10 protein-coding genes are annotated in these 16,974 nt (G+C 56.1%); 7 read left to right on the top strand and 3 right to left on the bottom strand.

Annotated elements, in window-relative coordinates; genetic code table 11:
* Positions 1 to 170 precede the first annotated feature (170 nt).
* Positions 171 to 1,097 carry a hypothetical protein gene (locus ACIX8_RS16035; protein WP_150110634.1) on the bottom strand — a complete coding sequence of 309 codons (927 nt, stop codon included), beginning with the start codon at positions 1,095 to 1,097 and terminating at the stop codon, positions 171 to 173.
* Between the two features lie 884 nt (positions 1,098 to 1,981).
* On the opposite strand from ACIX8_RS16035, the gene ACIX8_RS16025 reads away from it, so the two are divergent.
* The 3 genes from ACIX8_RS16025 (at position 1,982) to ACIX8_RS16015 (ending at position 8,872) form a co-directional block, all read left to right on the top strand.
* Positions 1,982 to 4,249 (top strand): GH92 family glycosyl hydrolase, encoded by a 2,268-nt coding sequence (locus tag ACIX8_RS16025; RefSeq protein WP_014266414.1) that lies wholly within the window; start codon positions 1,982 to 1,984, stop codon positions 4,247 to 4,249.
* Positions 4,250 to 4,792: 543 nt separating this feature from the next.
* Positions 4,793 to 8,341, top strand: a complete 3,549-nt coding sequence (locus tag ACIX8_RS16020) for a carboxypeptidase-like regulatory domain-containing protein (protein WP_014266413.1) — start codon at positions 4,793 to 4,795, stop codon at positions 8,339 to 8,341.
* A gap of 72 nt (positions 8,342 to 8,413) precedes the next feature.
* Complete coding sequence (locus tag ACIX8_RS16015) at positions 8,414 to 8,872, top strand: NUDIX hydrolase (RefSeq protein ID WP_014266412.1); 459 nt, start codon at positions 8,414 to 8,416, stop codon at positions 8,870 to 8,872.
* A gap of 225 nt (positions 8,873 to 9,097) precedes the next feature.
* On the opposite strand, the gene dinB is transcribed toward ACIX8_RS16015, so the two are convergent.
* Positions 9,098 to 10,246 (bottom strand): DNA polymerase IV, encoded by a 1,149-nt coding sequence (gene dinB, locus ACIX8_RS16010; RefSeq protein WP_014266410.1) that lies wholly within the window; start codon positions 10,244 to 10,246, stop codon positions 9,098 to 9,100.
* Between the two features lie 57 nt (positions 10,247 to 10,303).
* On the opposite strand from dinB, the gene ACIX8_RS16005 reads away from it, so the two are divergent.
* The 3 genes from ACIX8_RS16005 (at position 10,304) to metH (ending at position 15,660) form a co-directional block, all read left to right on the top strand.
* Positions 10,304 to 11,518: a DUF763 domain-containing protein gene (locus ACIX8_RS16005; RefSeq protein ID WP_014266409.1), complete on the top strand. Its 1,215-nt coding sequence runs from the start codon at positions 10,304 to 10,306 to the stop codon at positions 11,516 to 11,518.
* Between the two features lie 330 nt (positions 11,519 to 11,848).
* A complete protein-coding gene (locus ACIX8_RS16000) occupies positions 11,849 to 12,949 on the top strand; it encodes a homocysteine S-methyltransferase family protein (protein WP_014266408.1) in 1,101 nt (366 codons plus the stop codon).
* A complete protein-coding gene (gene metH / locus ACIX8_RS15995; RefSeq protein ID WP_014266407.1) occupies positions 12,946 to 15,660 on the top strand; it encodes a methionine synthase in 2,715 nt (904 codons plus the stop codon). The genes ACIX8_RS16000 and metH overlap by 4 nt, the downstream gene beginning before the upstream one ends.
* Before the next feature lie 87 nt (positions 15,661 to 15,747).
* Here the strand turns inward: metH and ACIX8_RS15990 are convergent, their stop codons facing one another.
* Positions 15,748 to 15,954 (bottom strand): hypothetical protein, encoded by a 207-nt coding sequence (locus tag ACIX8_RS15990; RefSeq protein WP_014266406.1) that lies wholly within the window; start codon positions 15,952 to 15,954, stop codon positions 15,748 to 15,750.
* 223 nt (positions 15,955 to 16,177) lie between these two features.
* Between ACIX8_RS15990 and ACIX8_RS15985 the strand changes: the two genes are divergently transcribed.
* The gene (locus ACIX8_RS15985) at positions 16,178 to 16,945 is read left to right on the top strand and encodes a hypothetical protein (RefSeq protein WP_014266405.1); all 768 of its coding nucleotides are present in this window, start codon (positions 16,178 to 16,180) and stop codon (positions 16,943 to 16,945) included.
* Positions 16,946 to 16,974: the final 29 nt, after the last annotated feature.

Raw genomic sequence — 16,974 nt, 5'->3', positions numbered from 1 at the left:
CAATGGTATGAATCTTGGTCTTTATGTTCGAGATTTTAACGTCAATTTCTTTCGTGTCCATTCGGAACACGCTAATGTCGCCCTTCCGCATGTTCAGATCCAGCTTACCCCCGTTAACCGACAGCGCAAAGGTGGCAAGATCTACTATTTGGCGATTGAAGATGGGGGAACTAGTAGGTCCGGTAAGCCACAACCTGCGAACGCGAAGCACTACCGTTCAAATTTCCGGATTCCATAAGAACCTCAAAATGCGGAATGGTGCCATTAGGTTTCGCTATTTTTCTGAGGAACGTATCCAGGGTGCTGTTCGCGAATAAGAAGTCGCTGATAGCCTCTGTTCCAGCTACGGAGGTTCCTTCGGCGATCAACACATTCCCGGTGTTGCTAAGGTTCGGGAGAAAAGCCAGAACGCCGTATTCGAACTGATCGCATCGATAGAGGCTGCTTTCTCCGTCTTGCGGCTTGCGGTTCGCGAAGGCTCGAACATTGTGCAGTAGATCATTTTGAAGAACAAAGTTCATCTGAGGTTCGAAGACCTCGATCCACGGATTTGCGTCCTGTGAACCCGAAAGCACTACGTTGGAATTCTTCAGGTCATTGATGTTGATATCGCGCGCGTATCGGATGGCATAGCTTCTGGAAAGAGCCTCCGGCACATGCGTAAGCCGGTCGAAAAACTCCAGATCTACAAATGACGTATAACGCCGATCCGCGATGGAGAGCGCGACCTCAGGCCGCATGGTTGTGATGGAGGCTGTTTCCTTGCTGAAGTTTCTTCCTAGATATTCCGATAAGGTGCTGTTTTGTTGTGTAATCCCATGCAACATCACAAGGCCGCTGTCGGCTGCCACGAGCATCGTTCCCATTCTGGGAGTGAAGAGTTGTTTCCATAGCTGGTGTCTTGGGGATTGGTCGAAGATGCTTCCGCGTTGCCAGGGCGACCGGTTGACGATCAGGGATGCAAGCAATAACGTGCACGCGACGCTCAGAGCCACGCAGGCTATAAAGAGACGTCGATGGATGTGTTTGGATTTTGAGAGATCGACAGAGCTTTCCACAGATACGTTATCGGGAGGAGTCAGGCGCTGATCCGGCATTGGGGCAGCAATTTCTTCTGGGACATCCTCAAAGGCTGGGACGTATCCTCCCTTGGGAATTGACATTCGCTGCCGTGTATGGCGGCCTTCTTCCTGAAAATATACTTCAAGTTTCTGCCGGAGACGCAATACGTGAGACCGAACGATTGTGTCCGCCGCGGGATCGAACCGTCCCTTGCGCCCGAAAAACTCCGCGGCAATATTCTGTTCCGTAAGCTGAGCGGTGTGTCCAAGAAGAGCTTGTTCGCAGAGATAAAGAAGCAATTGCGATAGCCGCGGCGACCTGGCGAACGTCGTTGAAGTAGCGATTTGCTCCGCGATAAGCCATCGCTCCTCGTCACGAAACGATGTTATGGGCAGGGAATCTTCGACACTACTTGTGGGAGAAACAGGCATGGAGGCTCAAGGAGCAAGTAGAACTCACTTTAGTTAAAGTTTGATGAATCAACCTGCTGCACTCCCTGCCATAGCCTCATGCCATGAGGCTATGGCAGGGAAGGTGAACTCCAGATTTAAGAATTTTAGACAGGGAGAACCTGTAGCTCTGCTCTGTCAGGCGGGCTCCGTCATGCTGGTTAAAGTTCAGTGAACGATATGAAAGATATTCTCGCGTAAAGGCTCTGTAATCTGTCCTGTAAAAGAGTGTTTCTCCCTGTTCTGCGACATGTATCTTCAAGTGATTTGACCGATACAAGGAGAGCCAGACTGTTATTAATGGGTTTTGTGTTCCTGGTTACAACACTCTTAGAGGCCCAGACAGGTCGCGATCTTTGGGTTGATGAAACCGGTATCGATTCTCAGACCCGAACCTCCGGCTCCAGCCTGGGAACGCTACAGCCCGCTCTACACGGAAAGGAAACCTGGCGTACGCGCCTTCGCTTAACATGGAGTCATACAATTTCAAATGGATTACGATCCTGCGCGCCTGCATTTCGCCGGCACGCTGGTACAACAGAACGATTCTGTTTTCCCTGGTGTTTTCTCTTTCGGCGGTCGCAGCTACTCCTTACCGCTTGGTTGACCCACGCATAGGAACCGCAAATGAGGGACAGACCCTCCCGGTGGTGGGCGTTCCCTTTGCGATGACGGGCTGGACGCCCGAGACGCGGACGGTCGAAGATCACTGCATCTCTCCTTATTACTACAAGGACACGCGGATCACAGGTTTTCGAGGAACCCACTGGATAAGCGGTAGCTGCACGCAGGACTACGGCAGTGTGACCCTTATGCCGACCGTGGGAGAGCTTAATGTCACTCCCGAGCTTAGAGCCTCTGCCTACCGGCATGAGGAGGAAGTCGAGTCTCCTGCCTATTACTCGACCCTGTTGGATCGATACAACACAAAAGTTGAGCTGACAGGAACTGCCTGCTCGGGAATGCTGCGTATTCGCTTTCCCAGGGGGGTGAGGGCCAATCTGCTGATCACACCGAACGCAAAGTCCGGTGAAGGTTATGTGCAGATTCGGGCGGACCGCGATGAGATTGTCGGATATAACCCTGTCCATCGCCTTTATGCCGGCAGTGGGCAGACTGCGGGCTTCAACGGCTATTTTGTTGCGCGCTTCCAGAGCCCGTTCGCGGAGTCAGGAGTCTGGTGCGGTTCGGAGATCGACCGGACTCGGCGGGAGCAGAAGGGTGGCTGCAATAAGATCGGCGCTTTCGTCACCTTCTCTCATTGGGAAGGAAAATCTTTATTAGTCAAAGTCGGAACGTCGTTTACCAGCATCGAGGAAGCAGAGAAAAATCTTGACGCCGAAGAGAGTGGCTGGAACTTTGATGAGATCAAACGATCGACCGAGAAGACGTGGCAGACGCTGCTGAATCGTATTCAGGTACAGGGTGGAACGGCTGAGCAGCAGACGGTCTTCTATACGGCGCTGTACCACGCCTCCCTTGCTCCTCATGTAGTGAGCGATGCGGATGGGACATACGCAGGCTTCGGGCAGGAGGGCAAGCTGCATCATGCGGATTCGGGGGCTTATTATGACGACTATTCGATCTGGGATACTTTTCGGGCCTTGCACCCGCTCTTGACGATTCTCGACCCGCACAGGGAAGAGCAGATGGTGCAGTCGCTTGTCGATAAAGGGGAACAGGGCGGCTTTTTGCCGATATTTCCTGCCTGGAATAACTATACCGGCGAGATGATCGGGGACCATGCTGTCTCTATCATTGTCGATGCCTATGCCAAAGGTCTTCGCCATTTCGATGTCGACGAAGCCTATCGACTCATCCTGCAAAGTGCGATGGTGACACCACCAGCTGCGGAGTACAAGGATGGAAAGGGCAGACGAGCGCTTTCCTCCTATCTTCACTATGGGTTTATTCCTCTCGAAGACAAGGTTCCGGATGCCTATCACCACCAGGAGCAGGTTTCGAGAACTCTCGAATATGCTTATGACGATTCGCTGGCGGCCGATCTTGCCCAGTCTTTAGGGAAGGAATCGGATGCAGCCAAACTTCGTCTCCGGGCTGAGAACTGGAGAAATATCTTTGACCCCTCGGTTGGTTTTGTGCGTGGCCGTCACGAGGATGGCACGTGGTCTGAACCGTTTCGTCCGGATGGGAAGTATCACTACATTACGGAAGGCGTTCCGTGGCAGTACAGTTTCTTTGTTCCGCAGAATATTCCCGGTCTCATTCAGGCGATGGGTGGAAATGCTGCCTTCATTGCGAAGCTCGATGGCCTCTTTGCAGCTAAGCTCTACCAGCAAGGCAATGAGCCCAGTCACCAGATTGCCTATTTGTATGACTATGCTGGTGCTGCCTCGAAGACGCAAAGCCATGTCCGGGAGATTTTGCAGAACGAATACCATGGCGGCCCAGGCGGTCTACCTGGAAATGACGATGCCGGGCAAATGTCCGCGTGGTACGTGCTGAGTGCGATGGGTTTCTATCCTGTGTGCCCAGGAAAGCCGGTATATGCCCTTGGGAGCCCCATCTTTTCTCATATCGTGATTCATCAGGATAACGGGAAGGACTTTACGATCCGCGCGGAGCATGCCTCGACTGCAAATCAATATATCCGGTCGGCAAAGCTCAATGGTGCTCCCTACGCAAAGGTGGAGATCACTCATGCGGATATCGTAAATGGAGCTACATTGACTTTGGATCTTGGTCCGGAGCCTCGATTGGAAACAAACGGAAGATAACCTTAGTGCGGCAGATGCCGTGCTAAGCCAAACTGCAAACGCCGAGTGCGCTGAGTACTCCAAGTTGACGCAAAGGAAACTCTGCGCAAACTTGGCGTCCTTCAAGCACTCGGCGTTTGCACTTTAACGACATACCCTAAGATCTATTCCGTCATAAAAATCTGATGCTGCAATCTACCGCGCTGTATGAAACAACGAGTGTTAGTCCTGTGCGGCTATAGATCGATATTCCATGCCCTTATGGAGTTACACCAGACACTTACACGGGCAGGGCTATACCTGGCGAGAAGATATTCAGATTTAGCTAGTTGCAATCGTGAGCCGTAGGGATAGTTAAATTCCGATAAACGCCAACTTGCTATGTTTTTCTCTAAGTCATTTCTTATGTTCAATGTTGCGAGATGTTGTATTGCGTCGCATCCACTGTTTTCCATTGTGGTTTGACGGGTGTCGCCCTCTCTTAGCTGCTACTAGTGGAGTTGAAGTGCAAAAGGGAGAGCGATGCGAGCAATGAAATGGGTACAGAGGACTTTCTGTAGCTTGATGATGGTTCTGGCGTTGATGGCGATACAGTCGGCTGTTGCACAGGAGTTTCGCGCAACCCTGACTGGACGAGTAACCGATACCTCAGGCGCTGTGATGGTGAAAGCCGGTGTAAAGGCTGTTAACAATGCAACACAGCAAAGCTATGAGGGGGTAACGACCAGGAACGGTGATTACTACATTCCTTACGTCCTGCCAGGAACTTATACGGTCAGCGTCAGTGCCGAGGGCTTCAAGACAGAGGTGCAGGACAATGTGCTGATCGAGGCGAGCGGATACCGTGGAGTCAATTTTGTTCTTCAGGTCGGCAGCGTTGCGGATAGCGTCACGATTAGCGACGCGCCTCCTCTGATCGACACGGCGAGCGGCTCGGGTGGAACGATTCTGTCGCAGCGCGAGCTTGAAAGTGCTCCGCTGAATGGCAGGCAGATCTATACCCTGCTGGGCACGACGCCGGGATCGCAGTTTACGACGACCAGCTTTTCCAATGGCACGGGAACTCGTGGCTGGGACGTCTCCAACGCCTACGTCGTAGGCGGGGGCGCACAGGGCTACCAGCAGTTCACTCTCAATGGCACGAACATCACCGAGCAGAGTACGGGTGGGAAGGGAACCTGGGAACTGGCGCCTAATATCGACGCTCTCCAGGAGGTGAACGTCATGACCTCTACCTACGATGCTCGCTATGGCCGTACGGGCGGGGGCACGGTCAATATGGTGGTGAAGTCCGGTTCCAATGCGCTGCATGGCACCATGTATGACTATCTCGAGAACGGCATCTTCAATGCCAATAACTTTGAGAATAATCTTGCAGGCCTTCCTCGCCAGTCCATGCACCAGAACCAGTTTGGGGCGACTGTTGGTGGACCAGTCATTCATAACAAGGTATTCTTCTTCGGTAGTTACGAAGGGTTTCGGGAATCTGTAGGTCTTACAACGCTTACCAGTGTTCCTCCCGCCTTTTTGAGGCCTGCTAATGGCCAGGGAGTTGATTTTACCGGCACCGGATTTACCGTCTACGATCCGAGTACAACCCACTGCTCGGTAGCTGGCGGAGCTATCGGTAATTGCAGCGGTAGTTATATTCGCAACCCATTTCCGAATGACACGATTCCTGCGGACCGCATTAATGCGATCGGCGCCGCTGTGTTGAACCTTTATCCCCTGCCCAATATCAACGTCAACTCGGTCCAGAATAACTTCATCGCAAATACTCCGGACCGCACCTCCTACAACCAGGAGATGGCGCGTGTCGATTACAACACTTCAGATGCGGTGCGCTGGTACAGCTTGATTGCCTATCAGAGTGGAACGGACTTTCGGAATACCAGCGGTTTTCCCGCACCTGCCGAGAATGGAAGCATCGACGTTACCCACCAGACGGTAACTGCCGCGCAGGATATGACATATACCTTTTCTCCAACCCTTCTATTGGATCTGAAGGCGTCTTATGCTCGGTATGCCATGTTCTCTCCTGATGGCGATTTCGCGGACGCGGTGGACCCCACGACCATCGGCCTGAATATGCCGTCGCTTCCCACGACCTCTCTGAAACAGTTGCCGGAGTTCACTACTACTGGTGGGTACTACCCCCAGGTTGTTGGCAACGTTCTGACCTCGGGTGTGTACAACGATATCGGCTTCAACGGCGATGTTACGAAGGAGTTGGGAACACAGGCCCTGCACTTTGGTGGCGAATATCACATGCTGCAGCATGGATCTCCCAAGCAGGCCGGGCATGCCAATGGTGATTTCACCTTCGGCACCTTTGCCACGCAGGCCAATCCGCTGACGCGCAACACCATCCCCGGGGTTAGCGATGGCTTCGATGTGGGCGATATGCTGCTTGGGGCTCCGACGAGCGGAGGCGTGGATTGGAACGCCAACGCCTTCGTGTTCTATCCGACGTATGCGCTGTATGCGCAGGATGACTGGCGGGCGACGAAAGCACTTACGCTGAACCTGGGAATTCGCTATGACGTACAGGTCGGCGCTCAGGCCTGGCACAACGCGTTGAATCGCGGCATGTGCCTGACCTGCGTCAATCCGGTGACGAACAACTCAACCTATCAGTCGAATCTGGCGGCTGCTGCCGGGGCGCTCACGGCTGCCGGGATTAATCCGACCAGCCTCGCCACTGTAACGGGCGGTCTCCAGTTCGCTGGAGCGAACGGTCAACCGAAAAACGCGTACAACACCAGCTTTGGCAATGTAGCTCCGCGCATTGGTTTTGCTTATCAGATCAACTCCAAGACCGTGATTCGTGGTGGTTATGGATTGATGTACTCCTTCGGCCTGGAGAACGGAACGAACTCCGGCTTTTCGCAGACGACGAGTTATACGGCTTCTTTGAACGGAAACATCACACCCTCGGGATACTTCGCCAGTGGAACGCCTTTTCCCAGCGGAGCCCAACAGCCGGCTGGCGCTGCGGGCGGCTTGTTGACGGCGATTGGCAACTCTCAGTCGCTCGACTTTCCGCAGCGAAAGATTCCTTACTCCCACATCACCTCGCTTGGTTTCCAGCGTGAGCTGCCCGACCAGATGACGTTGGATGTCAGGTTCTCTGGTAACTTCGCTTACGATCTGCGCGTATCGACGTCGCTGAATCCTCTTTCGCTGGCTCAGGTGGAGCAGGGAATCAGTAATCCCAACCTCTTCGACCGGCAGGTGACGAATCCCTACTATGGAGTTCTGCCGGCTACATCGACGATCGGCTCCAGTCCAACGATCAAGGCACTTACCCTGATGCTGCCTTACTCGGCATTCGGACAGGTGTCATGGGATGCCGCGCCACTCGGCCGCAATCTGTATGACGCGCTCGAGGTGAAGCTGAATAAGCGTCTGGGTGGCCCGGATGGAGTGAGCTTCCAGCTTGCCTATACGTACTCCAAGACGATGAGCGCGCTGAACTATGTGAACTCCTATCCGTATCAGGACCCGAGGGTAAAGTACGAGATATCTTCCTTTGACCGTACCCACATCTTCGCGCTCTCGGATCAGTGGAATCTGCCGATTGGGCAGGGGCAACATTTTCTGAGAAACCCCGGACGGATTCTGGGCGGTGTGATCAATCAGTGGCGCTTCAGCTCCATCTTGTCGATGCAGACCGGCTTCCCCGTCAGCCTGAATAACAGCTACTACTACAACTGCAACCACAGCTTCCGTCCGAATGGAGGGCCGACGTTGGGCGAATATCTCTACAACGACTATAGCAACGGCACCAAGCTGGGTTGCTACTCCACTATCCCCGAATACGCTCTGAAAAACCTGCCGGATCGCATTGCTACGCTGCGCCAGCCTTCGATCCCGAATCTTGACGCGACGCTGCAAAAGACCTTTGCCATCACGAAGCGGTACAACCTTACCTTCCGTGCAGATGCCTTCAACTTGACGAACAGTGTCCTGTTTCCCGGTCCTGATTCCAACCCATCGGACGGACCACCTACTCGTCTTGCAGATGGTGGGTTTACGGGATTTGGTACTGTCGCGCTCAATCAACAGAACTTTCCACGTATTTTGCAATTTGCTCTGAAGCTGGCATTCTAAGCAGGCTGCCCGTTCCGCGACACCCTGTCGTGGAACGGGCGATCTGTTCTTTGAAGTGCGGGCTGGTTAAAGATGCCAAGAGTAAGTGCAGGTCTATTGATGTATCGAAGACGTGAAGGCAGATTGGAAGTTTTTCTGGTCCATCCGGGTGGGCCTTTCTTCGCGAAGAAGGACCTTGGAGCGTGGGGAATTCCCAAGGGTGAGTATAAGAAGGACGAGGAACCTCAGGCGGCTGCGCGGCGGGAGTTCGTCGAGGAGACAGGGTTTGTTGCGAAGGGTCCCTTCAAAGCTTTAGGGAAGATAAAGCAGGCAGGCGGGAAGATTGTCACAGCCTGGGCTTTTGAGGGAGACTGCGATCCCGCGGAACTGGTCAGCAATACGTGCGAGATCGAATGGCCTCCGAAGTCGGGGCAGTTATTGGAGATTCCTGAAGTAGACCGGGGTCACTGGTTTTCGATTGCTGAAGCTCGAGAGCATATCAAGAAGACGCAGGAGCCTTTTTTAGACAGGCTTTGTGAGATGTCGGAGTAAATTGCTGTTGCTTTTCTTGTTGTCATTCCCGCAGGGAATCTGCTGCCTGCTAGCACGGCACCGATATTTGCGAGGCAACAATGGAAGGGGCACGGCTCGCACCACGCTCTTTGCTTTCACGAAGAATTGCCGTGGTACGAACAAACAGCAGATTCCCTGCGGGAATGACAACAAGAAAAGCAACGACAAGAACGGCAGCCGCAACAACAAAAGCAGCGTTCTCGGTTAGGCTTCGCACTCTAGATCGGACTCCACAGCCTCTTCAAAGAGCGGCGGCGGTGGGCTCTCCTGCTCGCGAAAGTTACTCAAGCCAACACCCACCAGGCGAAAGCGCTGTGTTGCTGCGAGATCGATACGCTCGCGCAGAGAGAGCGCGATGGTCGTCAGTTCCTCGCACGATGCCGGGGGAACGAGCGGTGTATGGCTGCGCGTGAGGATATTGAACTCGCTCGTCTTCAGCTTGAGAACGACTGTCCGCGCCATACGCGATTCTCTGCGCGAAGCCGTCCATACTTTTTCCGCGAGACGCCGAATCAACTCCTCTGTCTCGGAGAGCGGAATATCGCGCTGAAACGTATCCTCCGCGGAGATCGACTTGGTGGGCCTGTCAGGGACGACCGGGTTGTGATCGATGCCGCGCGCGAGTTCATGCAGGCGCAGACCGTAGCGGCCAAACTGTGCTTCCAGGGTGGCCAGTTCAAAGTTCCGCAGATCCCCAACCGTCTGAATGCCAACCTGGTTGAGCCGAGTCTCCGTTACCTTGCCAACGCCGGGGATTCGTCCGACAGGCAGCGGGGGGAGGAACGTGTCCAGGTCTCCAGGCTGAATGACAAAGAGGCCGTTGGGCTTTCGCCAGTCGGAGGCGATCTTGGCCAGAAACTTGTTAGGAGCAACGCCCGCGGACGCTGTGAGAGATAACTCTTCGCGGATCTGCTGACGGATCGCGCTTGCGACCTTCGTTGCGGTGGGCAGGCCGTTCTTGTTCACCGTGACATCGAGATACGCCTCGTCCAGGGAGAGGGGCTCGATGAGATCGGTGTGGCGCTGGAAGATCTCTCGCACGGCGCGTGATACAGCCTTATAGCGAGTGAAGTCGGGAGGCAGAAAGATGGCTTCAGGGCACAGGCGTTCGGCGGTGATTGCGGGCATGGCGGAGCGTACGCCGAAGCGCCTTGCTTCATACGAGGCGGCGCAGACGACTGACCGGTTGCCGCGCCAGGCTACTACAACGGGCTTCCCGCGAAGCGTTGGGTCGTCACGCTGTTCCACCGAAGCGTAGAACGCGTCCATATCAACATGGACGATCTTGCGAAGCGGAGCTTCGCGCGGATGCCCGGCCTCGGATTCGGGATGAAGCTCTCGCTCCCCGCTCATGCCCTTGATTGTAAGCGAAGATAGGGCGAAGATGGAAAGAATGAATGAGGCGCGCACATGAAACGATCAGGGAGTGCCGACCTTCCGCTGCACGGTGGCCGCGTGCCGCCCTGGCTCGCGAACCGCATGACGGCGCTGGGTACGGCGATTGCGGAGTACACCATCCTGGAGTACGGGGTGAGTGAGTTCCTGAGCCGGCTGAGCGATCCGTTCTGGTTCCAGTCGTTCGGCTGCGTCATGGGCATGGACTGGCACTCTTCCGGCATTACGACCTCAGTAATGGGAGCATTGAAGCACGGCTTGAATCCTCGCTTTGCCGAACTGGGGCTGGCGGTTTGTGGCGGGCGAGGTCGCCATTCGGTGGGCACTCCGGACGAGCTTCGAGCGTTTTCGCTGAAGACAGGCCTGGATGGAGAGTTACTGGCCCGCACGAGCCGGCTTACCGCGCGTGTCGATAACAACGCCGTAGCCGATGGCTTTCAGCTTTATCTGCATTCCTTCGCGATTACGAAATCAGGCGAATGGGTGGTGGTGCAGCAGGGGATGAATCCTGAGAGCCATCTGGCACGCCGTTATCACTGGCACTCTGCTGCTGTGCGGGATTTTGTATCGAATCCGCATACGGCAATCCTGGGGAAGCCCCAGGGGGAGATCCTCAATCTGGTCGATGCCCGCGCTGCGAAGGCTCAACAGGCTCTGCTCACGATTGCGAGGGAACCGATGGAAGCCGCATTGAGTGAAGCACGCAAGCTGACGATGCCGGCGCACCATGATGTGCGAGCCAAAGATGTCGACCTAAAGCGGCTCGGTGCAGTTCTTGCCGTCGCCCACGAGCAGGAACTTCGGGACTTTGCCTCGCTGCTGCTTGTAGAAGGCCTGGGGCCGCGGACGCTGCAATCGCTCGCTCTGATCGCCGAAATCGTCCATGGCGCGCCGAGCCGCTTCTCCGACCCGGCGCGTTTTTCCTTCGCGCACGGCGGTAAGGATGGGCATCCGTTTCCTGTGCCCCTCAAGACCTATGATGAGTCGCTCGAGATCTTGCGGCGTTCCCTGGAGGCGGCTCGATTAGGGCATACGGAAAAGGTGGAGGGCTTCAAACGGCTCGATCGCCTGACACGAACGGTCGAGCAGGAGGGCCAACCGTTTGCGGACTTCAATGCTGCCCTGGAGCATGAGCACCACATCTCTAAGTCGATGGGTGGCAGGACGGTCTTCGATGACCGCCGCAAAAGGACGAGGGGTGAGCCGTCGAATCAACAGTCTCTCTTCTGAATCTAAAGTGCAGGAGTGGCTACTGATGCTTCAGGAAGGGGCATTGACGGTATCGCTATAATGAAGGAGGTGTGTTGCGGTGCCGAATGCGGCAGCGCGAAAGCACACAGTTGAACTCAATAGGTCAGCTCCGGCAGGTGCCTTCGGTTTTGTGCGGTGTTGCACACAACCGATCTTTATCGTGCATCGGGAGCGTATGGCCGGGAAGAACTTCGACGAACGCCATTCAGGCTTTCTTCGCATTTCCAACCCTTGTGTTGAGATCAGGGAATTACAACTCGGGATAATCCGCTCTTGCGGCATAGCCACGTGCAAGGCCATCAGGGAGACATGACGAAAGCCCACCAACATCCTCTTGAAAAGATCCTGGAGAGCCGAATCGCCATCATCGATGGAGCGATGGGCACGACGATCCGCACCTATGGCATGACAGAAGCCGACATTCGCGGAGAGCGCTTCAAGGACTCGAAGAAAGACCTGCTGAACAACGGCGACCTCTTCTCGCTGACCCAGCCGAAGATGATCTGTGATATTCATCGCCGCTTCCTGGAGGCCGGCGCGGACATCATCGAGACGAACACCTTCGGCGCGACTGGGATCACCCAGAGCGAGTTCTTCGTGGACGACCCGCGGGAGCACGGCGGCCGCAAAGATCCCGAGTTCTACCAGAAGATCATCGAAGATAAGTTCCTCAACGACCTGGCCTGGGAGATCAATGAGCAGTCGGCGCGGCAGTGCCGCGAGTGGGCCGATCGGACAGCGAACGAGACAGGGCGTCAACGCTTTGTGGCGGGTGCGATCGGGCCGCTGACGGTGTCTCTTTCCAATTCGCCCGATGCCGATGACTCAGGCTTCCGCGTCGTTACCTTCGATCAGGTGAAGGCCGCCTATGTTCAGCAGGTGCGCGCCCTCATCGCCGGAGGCTCCGACCTGCTTCTGGTGGAGACGATCTTCGATTCGCTGAACGCCAAGGCCGCGCTGGTCGCCATCCGCGAGGTGTTCGATCAGGATGGCCTTACCTCAAATAACAAGGAGTTGCCGGTGATGATCTCAGCAGCCGTGGGACGTGGCGGCGAGACGCTGATCTCCGCGCAGACAACCGAGGCGTTCTGGAACGCAGTACAGCATGTGAAGCCGCTGTCGGTGGGGCTCAACTGTTCTCTCGGTCCCGATCTCATGTATCCGTTTCTGGAAGAGCTTTCGGAGAAGGCCGACGTGGCGATCTCTTGCTACCCGAATGCAGGTCTGCCGAACCCGCTCTCCGAGACCGGGTTCGATTTGGGGCCGCAGGATATGGCGCGCTACCTAGGTGACTTTGCGCGAGGTGGTCTGATCAACATTGCTGGTGGTTGTTGCGGCAATACCCCTGAGCACATTGCTGCGATTGCCAAAGCTCTTGACGGTAAGGCTCCGCGGGAGTTGGGAGCATGAGCACGGTTACGGAGACGAAGCCGCTCCGCCTATCAGGATCACAGCCCTTCACCCAGCAGTCCGGCGTCTACATCATGATCGGCGAGCGGACCAATGTGGCCGGTTCGCCGAAGTTCGCGAAGCTGATCAAGGAAGGCAAGTACGAAGAAGCCGTAAGCATTGCGCGGCAGCAGGTCGAGAACGGCGCGAACGTGATCGATATCTGCATGGACGAGGGCATGATCGACGGCGCCGTCGCCATGACGCGCTACCTGCAGTTGCTGGGCAGCGAGCCCGAGGTCGCCAAGGTGCCCTTCATGGTGGATTCCTCGAAGTGGGAGGTCATCGAGGCCGGACTCAAGTGCCTGCAGGGCAAGGGAATCGTGAACTCGATCTCGCTTAAAGAAGGTGAGGAAAAGTTCCGGCATAACGCTGCCACAGTACGCAAGTATGGTGCTGCGGTGGTGGTGATGGCCTTCGACGAACAGGGCCAGGCCGCGACGTATGAGGAGAAGATACGCATCTGCGAGCGGGCCTATCGTATCCTCGTCGACGAGGTCGGCTTTCCTCCCGAAGACATCATCTTCGACCCGAACATCCTCACGGTTGCCACCGGCATGGAGGAGCACAACAACTACGCGGTTGATTTCATCAACGCGACGCGCTGGATCAAGGCCAACCTGCCGCACGCGAAGGTCAGCGGCGGCGTCTCGAACATCTCTTTCAGCTTCAGAGGCAACAATAAGGTTCGTGAGGCCATGCACTCGGCCTTTCTGTACCACGCCATCGCGGCGGGTATGGACATGGGCATCGTCAATGCCGGCATGCTCGAGGTATATGAGGAGATTGAGCCGGAGTTGAAGGTGCTGGTCGAAGACGTGCTGCTGAACCGCCGTCCCGATGCAACAGAGCGCCTGGTGGAGCACGGCGAAAAGCTGAAGGCTGAAAGCTCGGGCACGGTCCAGGACGAGAAGAAGATTGAGGAGTGGCGCAACGGTACGGTCGAGGAGCGCCTATCCCACTCGCTGGTCAAGGGGATCGATGCCTATATCGACATCGATACGGAAGAGGCACGCGCGAAGCTGGGCCGTCCTCTGCTGGTGATTGAAGGCCCGCTGATGGACGGCATGGGCGTAGTGGGCGATCTGTTTGGAGCGGGTAAGATGTTCCTGCCCCAGGTCGTGAAGTCCGCTCGCGTGATGAAGAAAGCCGTCGCGTATCTGACGCCATTCATGGAAGCCGAGAAGGCCGCGATGCTTGCGGCCGGCCAGGAAGTAAAGGCCCAGGGCAAGATCGTTCTGGCCACCGTCAAGGGCGATGTTCACGACATCGGCAAGAATATTGTCGGTGTGGTTCTGGCCTGCAATAACTACGAGGTCATCGACATGGGAGTGATGGTCTCTTCCGAAAAGATCCTCGAACGCGCCAAGGCGGAGAAGGCGGACCTGATCGGCCTCAGTGGCCTGATTACGCCGTCTCTCGACGAGATGGTGCATGTGGCCAAGGAGATGGAGCGCCAGGGCTTCAAGCTGCCGCTGCTGGTCGGCGGGGCGACGACGAGCCGGGCCCATACAGCCGTCAAGATTGCGCCGCACTATAGCGAACCCGTAGTCCACGTACTGGACGCGAGCCGCGCGGTGCCCGTGACGACCAGCCTTTTGAGCGAAGACGGCAAGGAGGAGTTCGTGGCGCGGCATCGCGCCGACTACGAGGCGCTTCGCAAGTCACACGCCTCGCCGCGACAGAAGACCGTTTCCCTCGAGACCGCTCGTTCGCGTCGGACTCCCATCGAGTGGCGGGCCGAAGACCTCGCCGTTCCCGAGTTTACCGGCGTGCGCGTGCTGGACAACTTTCCCCTGGCGACGCTGCGCGAGTTCATCGACTGGTCGCCGTTCTTTCACACCTGGGGGCTGAAGGGAATCTATCCCCGTATCTTCGATCACCCGGAGCATGGCGCGCAGGCACGCCAGGTCTTCACCGAAGGCAATGCGCTGCTGGACACCATCATTGAGAAAAACCTGATTACGGCGCGTGGCGTATATGGGTTCTTTCCTGCCAGCGCCGTGGGCGATGACGTCGAGCTGTACACGGACGGCATACGCACAGAGGTACTCGACCGGTTCCACTTCCTTCGCCAGCAGGCCAACCGGGAAGGCACGGAGCCGTGCCGGTCGCTGGCGGACTTTATTGCGCCGAAGGAGACCGGGCTGTTAGATTACATCGGCGCCTTTGCGGTCACCAGCGGAATAGGACTGAAGGAGTTGTGCGACCGCTTCAGGGCCGAGAACGATGACTACAACGCGATCATGGCAGAGGCCATCGCCGACCGTCTGGCCGAAGCCTTCGCCGAATGCCTGCACAAGCGGGTGCGCGATGAATGGGGCTACGGACACGCAGAGGGCCTGAGTCCCGCGGAGCTGATTCAGGAGAAGTATCGGGGAATCAGGCCTGCTCCCGGATATCCGGGGTGCCCGGATCACACGGAGAAGGGGACGCTCTGGCAACTGCTCGACGTGCAGGCGAACACCAGCATGCAGATTACGGAGTCGTTTGCTATGTGGCCCGGTTCCAGCGTGAGTGGGATCTATTTTGCGCACCCGGAGTCGCGGTACTTCAGCCTGGGCAAGATCGATCGCGACCAGGTCGTCGACTATCACAAGCGCAAAGGGATGAGCGTGGCTGAGGTCGAGCGGTGGCTCGGGCAGAACCTGAATTACGAGCCTGCGGAATAGGCTCCGGGCCGGTCGTTCGTAGAGGCTTTTGGGCGAGCCTGGGGGGCGATGAACTGCTCCCCCAGGCTAAGGCTCTAAGCCATCTGGCTAGACGGCCTTGCGCTGAAAGGACGTCTTCTTCGTGCCGGCAAACGAGGCTTTCGCCTTATTAAACGATGACACAGACGCTCCGGGAAGGGGTTTTGCGCCACTTTTTACGTGGGCAGCCTTTTCGCGTGCGGACTGGAGCCTCTGTGCTGCCCGGCTCAGTCCGCCTACTTTTACTCCGCCTGTTTTGGGAATGAAATCACTCATATTGAAATTTTCTCATGAACGGTAGTGTTGCTGGCCCAAAACGATATTCTGGAGAGGGTAATCGCAGCCACAAGAGTGCAAGTGCTCAAGTCTGTTGTTTTGCTTTTGTATTTGTCATTTCCTCAAGGGAATCTGCTTCCAGCCCGCCGGGCCACTAACGCCAAGCGGTATTCCTCTACCCTCGAATGGCCAAGCCTCTATTTCTTCGGTAGCATCGGGCATCATGCAAACTTTCTTCTACCTGGTGCTGGGCATGGCGATTCTGATCGTTGCCGCCCTGGTGCCCGCCCTTACCAGGCAGAGGCAAGAGAGAAGGACGCGACTACAGGGGGCAGCAGGAGCTACGAGATTCGACAACGCCCGAACCCACAAAGCTGACCTTCCTATCCTGCTGTTGTTGATGTTGTTTTTCTGCGGGATAGGTACGATCTTCTTCCTTTGGGGGTGGCTGGACAGCGTTGCTCTCCGGCTGCTCACAACGCGGGCGCAGCAGCTGCGAATCCTGTATATCGCCATGCGAGGCGCATCTGGCGTTGGAGTGCTTGGGTTGGCATGGTTCCATGCCAGGTATGCGAAGGTGCTCGGAGAGGCTGCGTGGTGGAAGAAGCTGGGTAACCAGGTCTTACTGGTATTCGCAGTACTCACTGTGATTTGTTTCGTCTTCGACTCTGCCATTCGGGTTGTTCTTGTTCAAACGGCACAGTCGCCAGAATCCATACAGGCCACGGTATCTCATGTCGGAACGCATAGAGGAAAAGGCACGGCCAGAGACTATGCAGATGTGAAGACAAACGATGGACGGTGGCTCTCTCTGGAGTCCTATCGCAGCCTCTACGCGCTGGTTACGGGATATGCGATTCGCGTGAATGGCCAATGCAAGGTGAACACCCTGACAGAAGGATCGTCCATTGTTCTGCATGGCCGCCGCTCGAACTTTGGGTTTGTTCTGGACTCGGTAACGTCATCGGAGCCTTGTAACCGAGCGCCTTGAATTTAAGCTGTTTTGTTCTTGCTGTTGTT

Origin of the sequence: Granulicella mallensis MP5ACTX8 (genome assembly GCF_000178955.2) — a bacterium.
In the GTDB taxonomy this organism is placed as follows: domain Bacteria; phylum Acidobacteriota; class Terriglobia; order Terriglobales; family Acidobacteriaceae; genus Granulicella; species Granulicella mallensis.
The sequence above is the reverse complement of the archived record's forward strand: the minus strand, read 5'-3'. Positions and strand labels throughout refer to the sequence as shown.

Bases quoted from the DNA above. Each gene is read 5' to 3' on its own strand.
- ACIX8_RS16035 (WP_150110634.1), bottom strand. From the start codon at position 1,097: ATGCCGGATCAGCGCCTGACTCCTCCCGATAACGTATCTGTGGAAAGC.
- ACIX8_RS16025 (WP_014266414.1), top strand. From the start codon at position 1,982: ATGGAGTCATACAATTTCAAATGGATTACGATCCTGCGCGCCTGCATT.
- ACIX8_RS16020 (WP_014266413.1), top strand. From the start codon at position 4,793: ATGATGGTTCTGGCGTTGATGGCGATACAGTCGGCTGTTGCACAGGAG.
- ACIX8_RS16015 (WP_014266412.1), top strand. From the start codon at position 8,414: ATGCCAAGAGTAAGTGCAGGTCTATTGATGTATCGAAGACGTGAAGGC.
- dinB (WP_014266410.1), bottom strand. From the start codon at position 10,246: ATGAGCGGGGAGCGAGAGCTTCATCCCGAATCCGAGGCCGGGCATCCG.
- ACIX8_RS16005 (WP_014266409.1), top strand. From the start codon at position 10,304: ATGAAACGATCAGGGAGTGCCGACCTTCCGCTGCACGGTGGCCGCGTG.
- ACIX8_RS16000 (WP_014266408.1), top strand. From the start codon at position 11,849: ATGACGAAAGCCCACCAACATCCTCTTGAAAAGATCCTGGAGAGCCGA.
- metH (WP_014266407.1), top strand. From the start codon at position 12,946: ATGAGCACGGTTACGGAGACGAAGCCGCTCCGCCTATCAGGATCACAG.
- ACIX8_RS15990 (WP_014266406.1), bottom strand. From the start codon at position 15,954: ATGAGTGATTTCATTCCCAAAACAGGCGGAGTAAAAGTAGGCGGACTG.
- ACIX8_RS15985 (WP_014266405.1), top strand. From the start codon at position 16,178: ATGCAAACTTTCTTCTACCTGGTGCTGGGCATGGCGATTCTGATCGTT.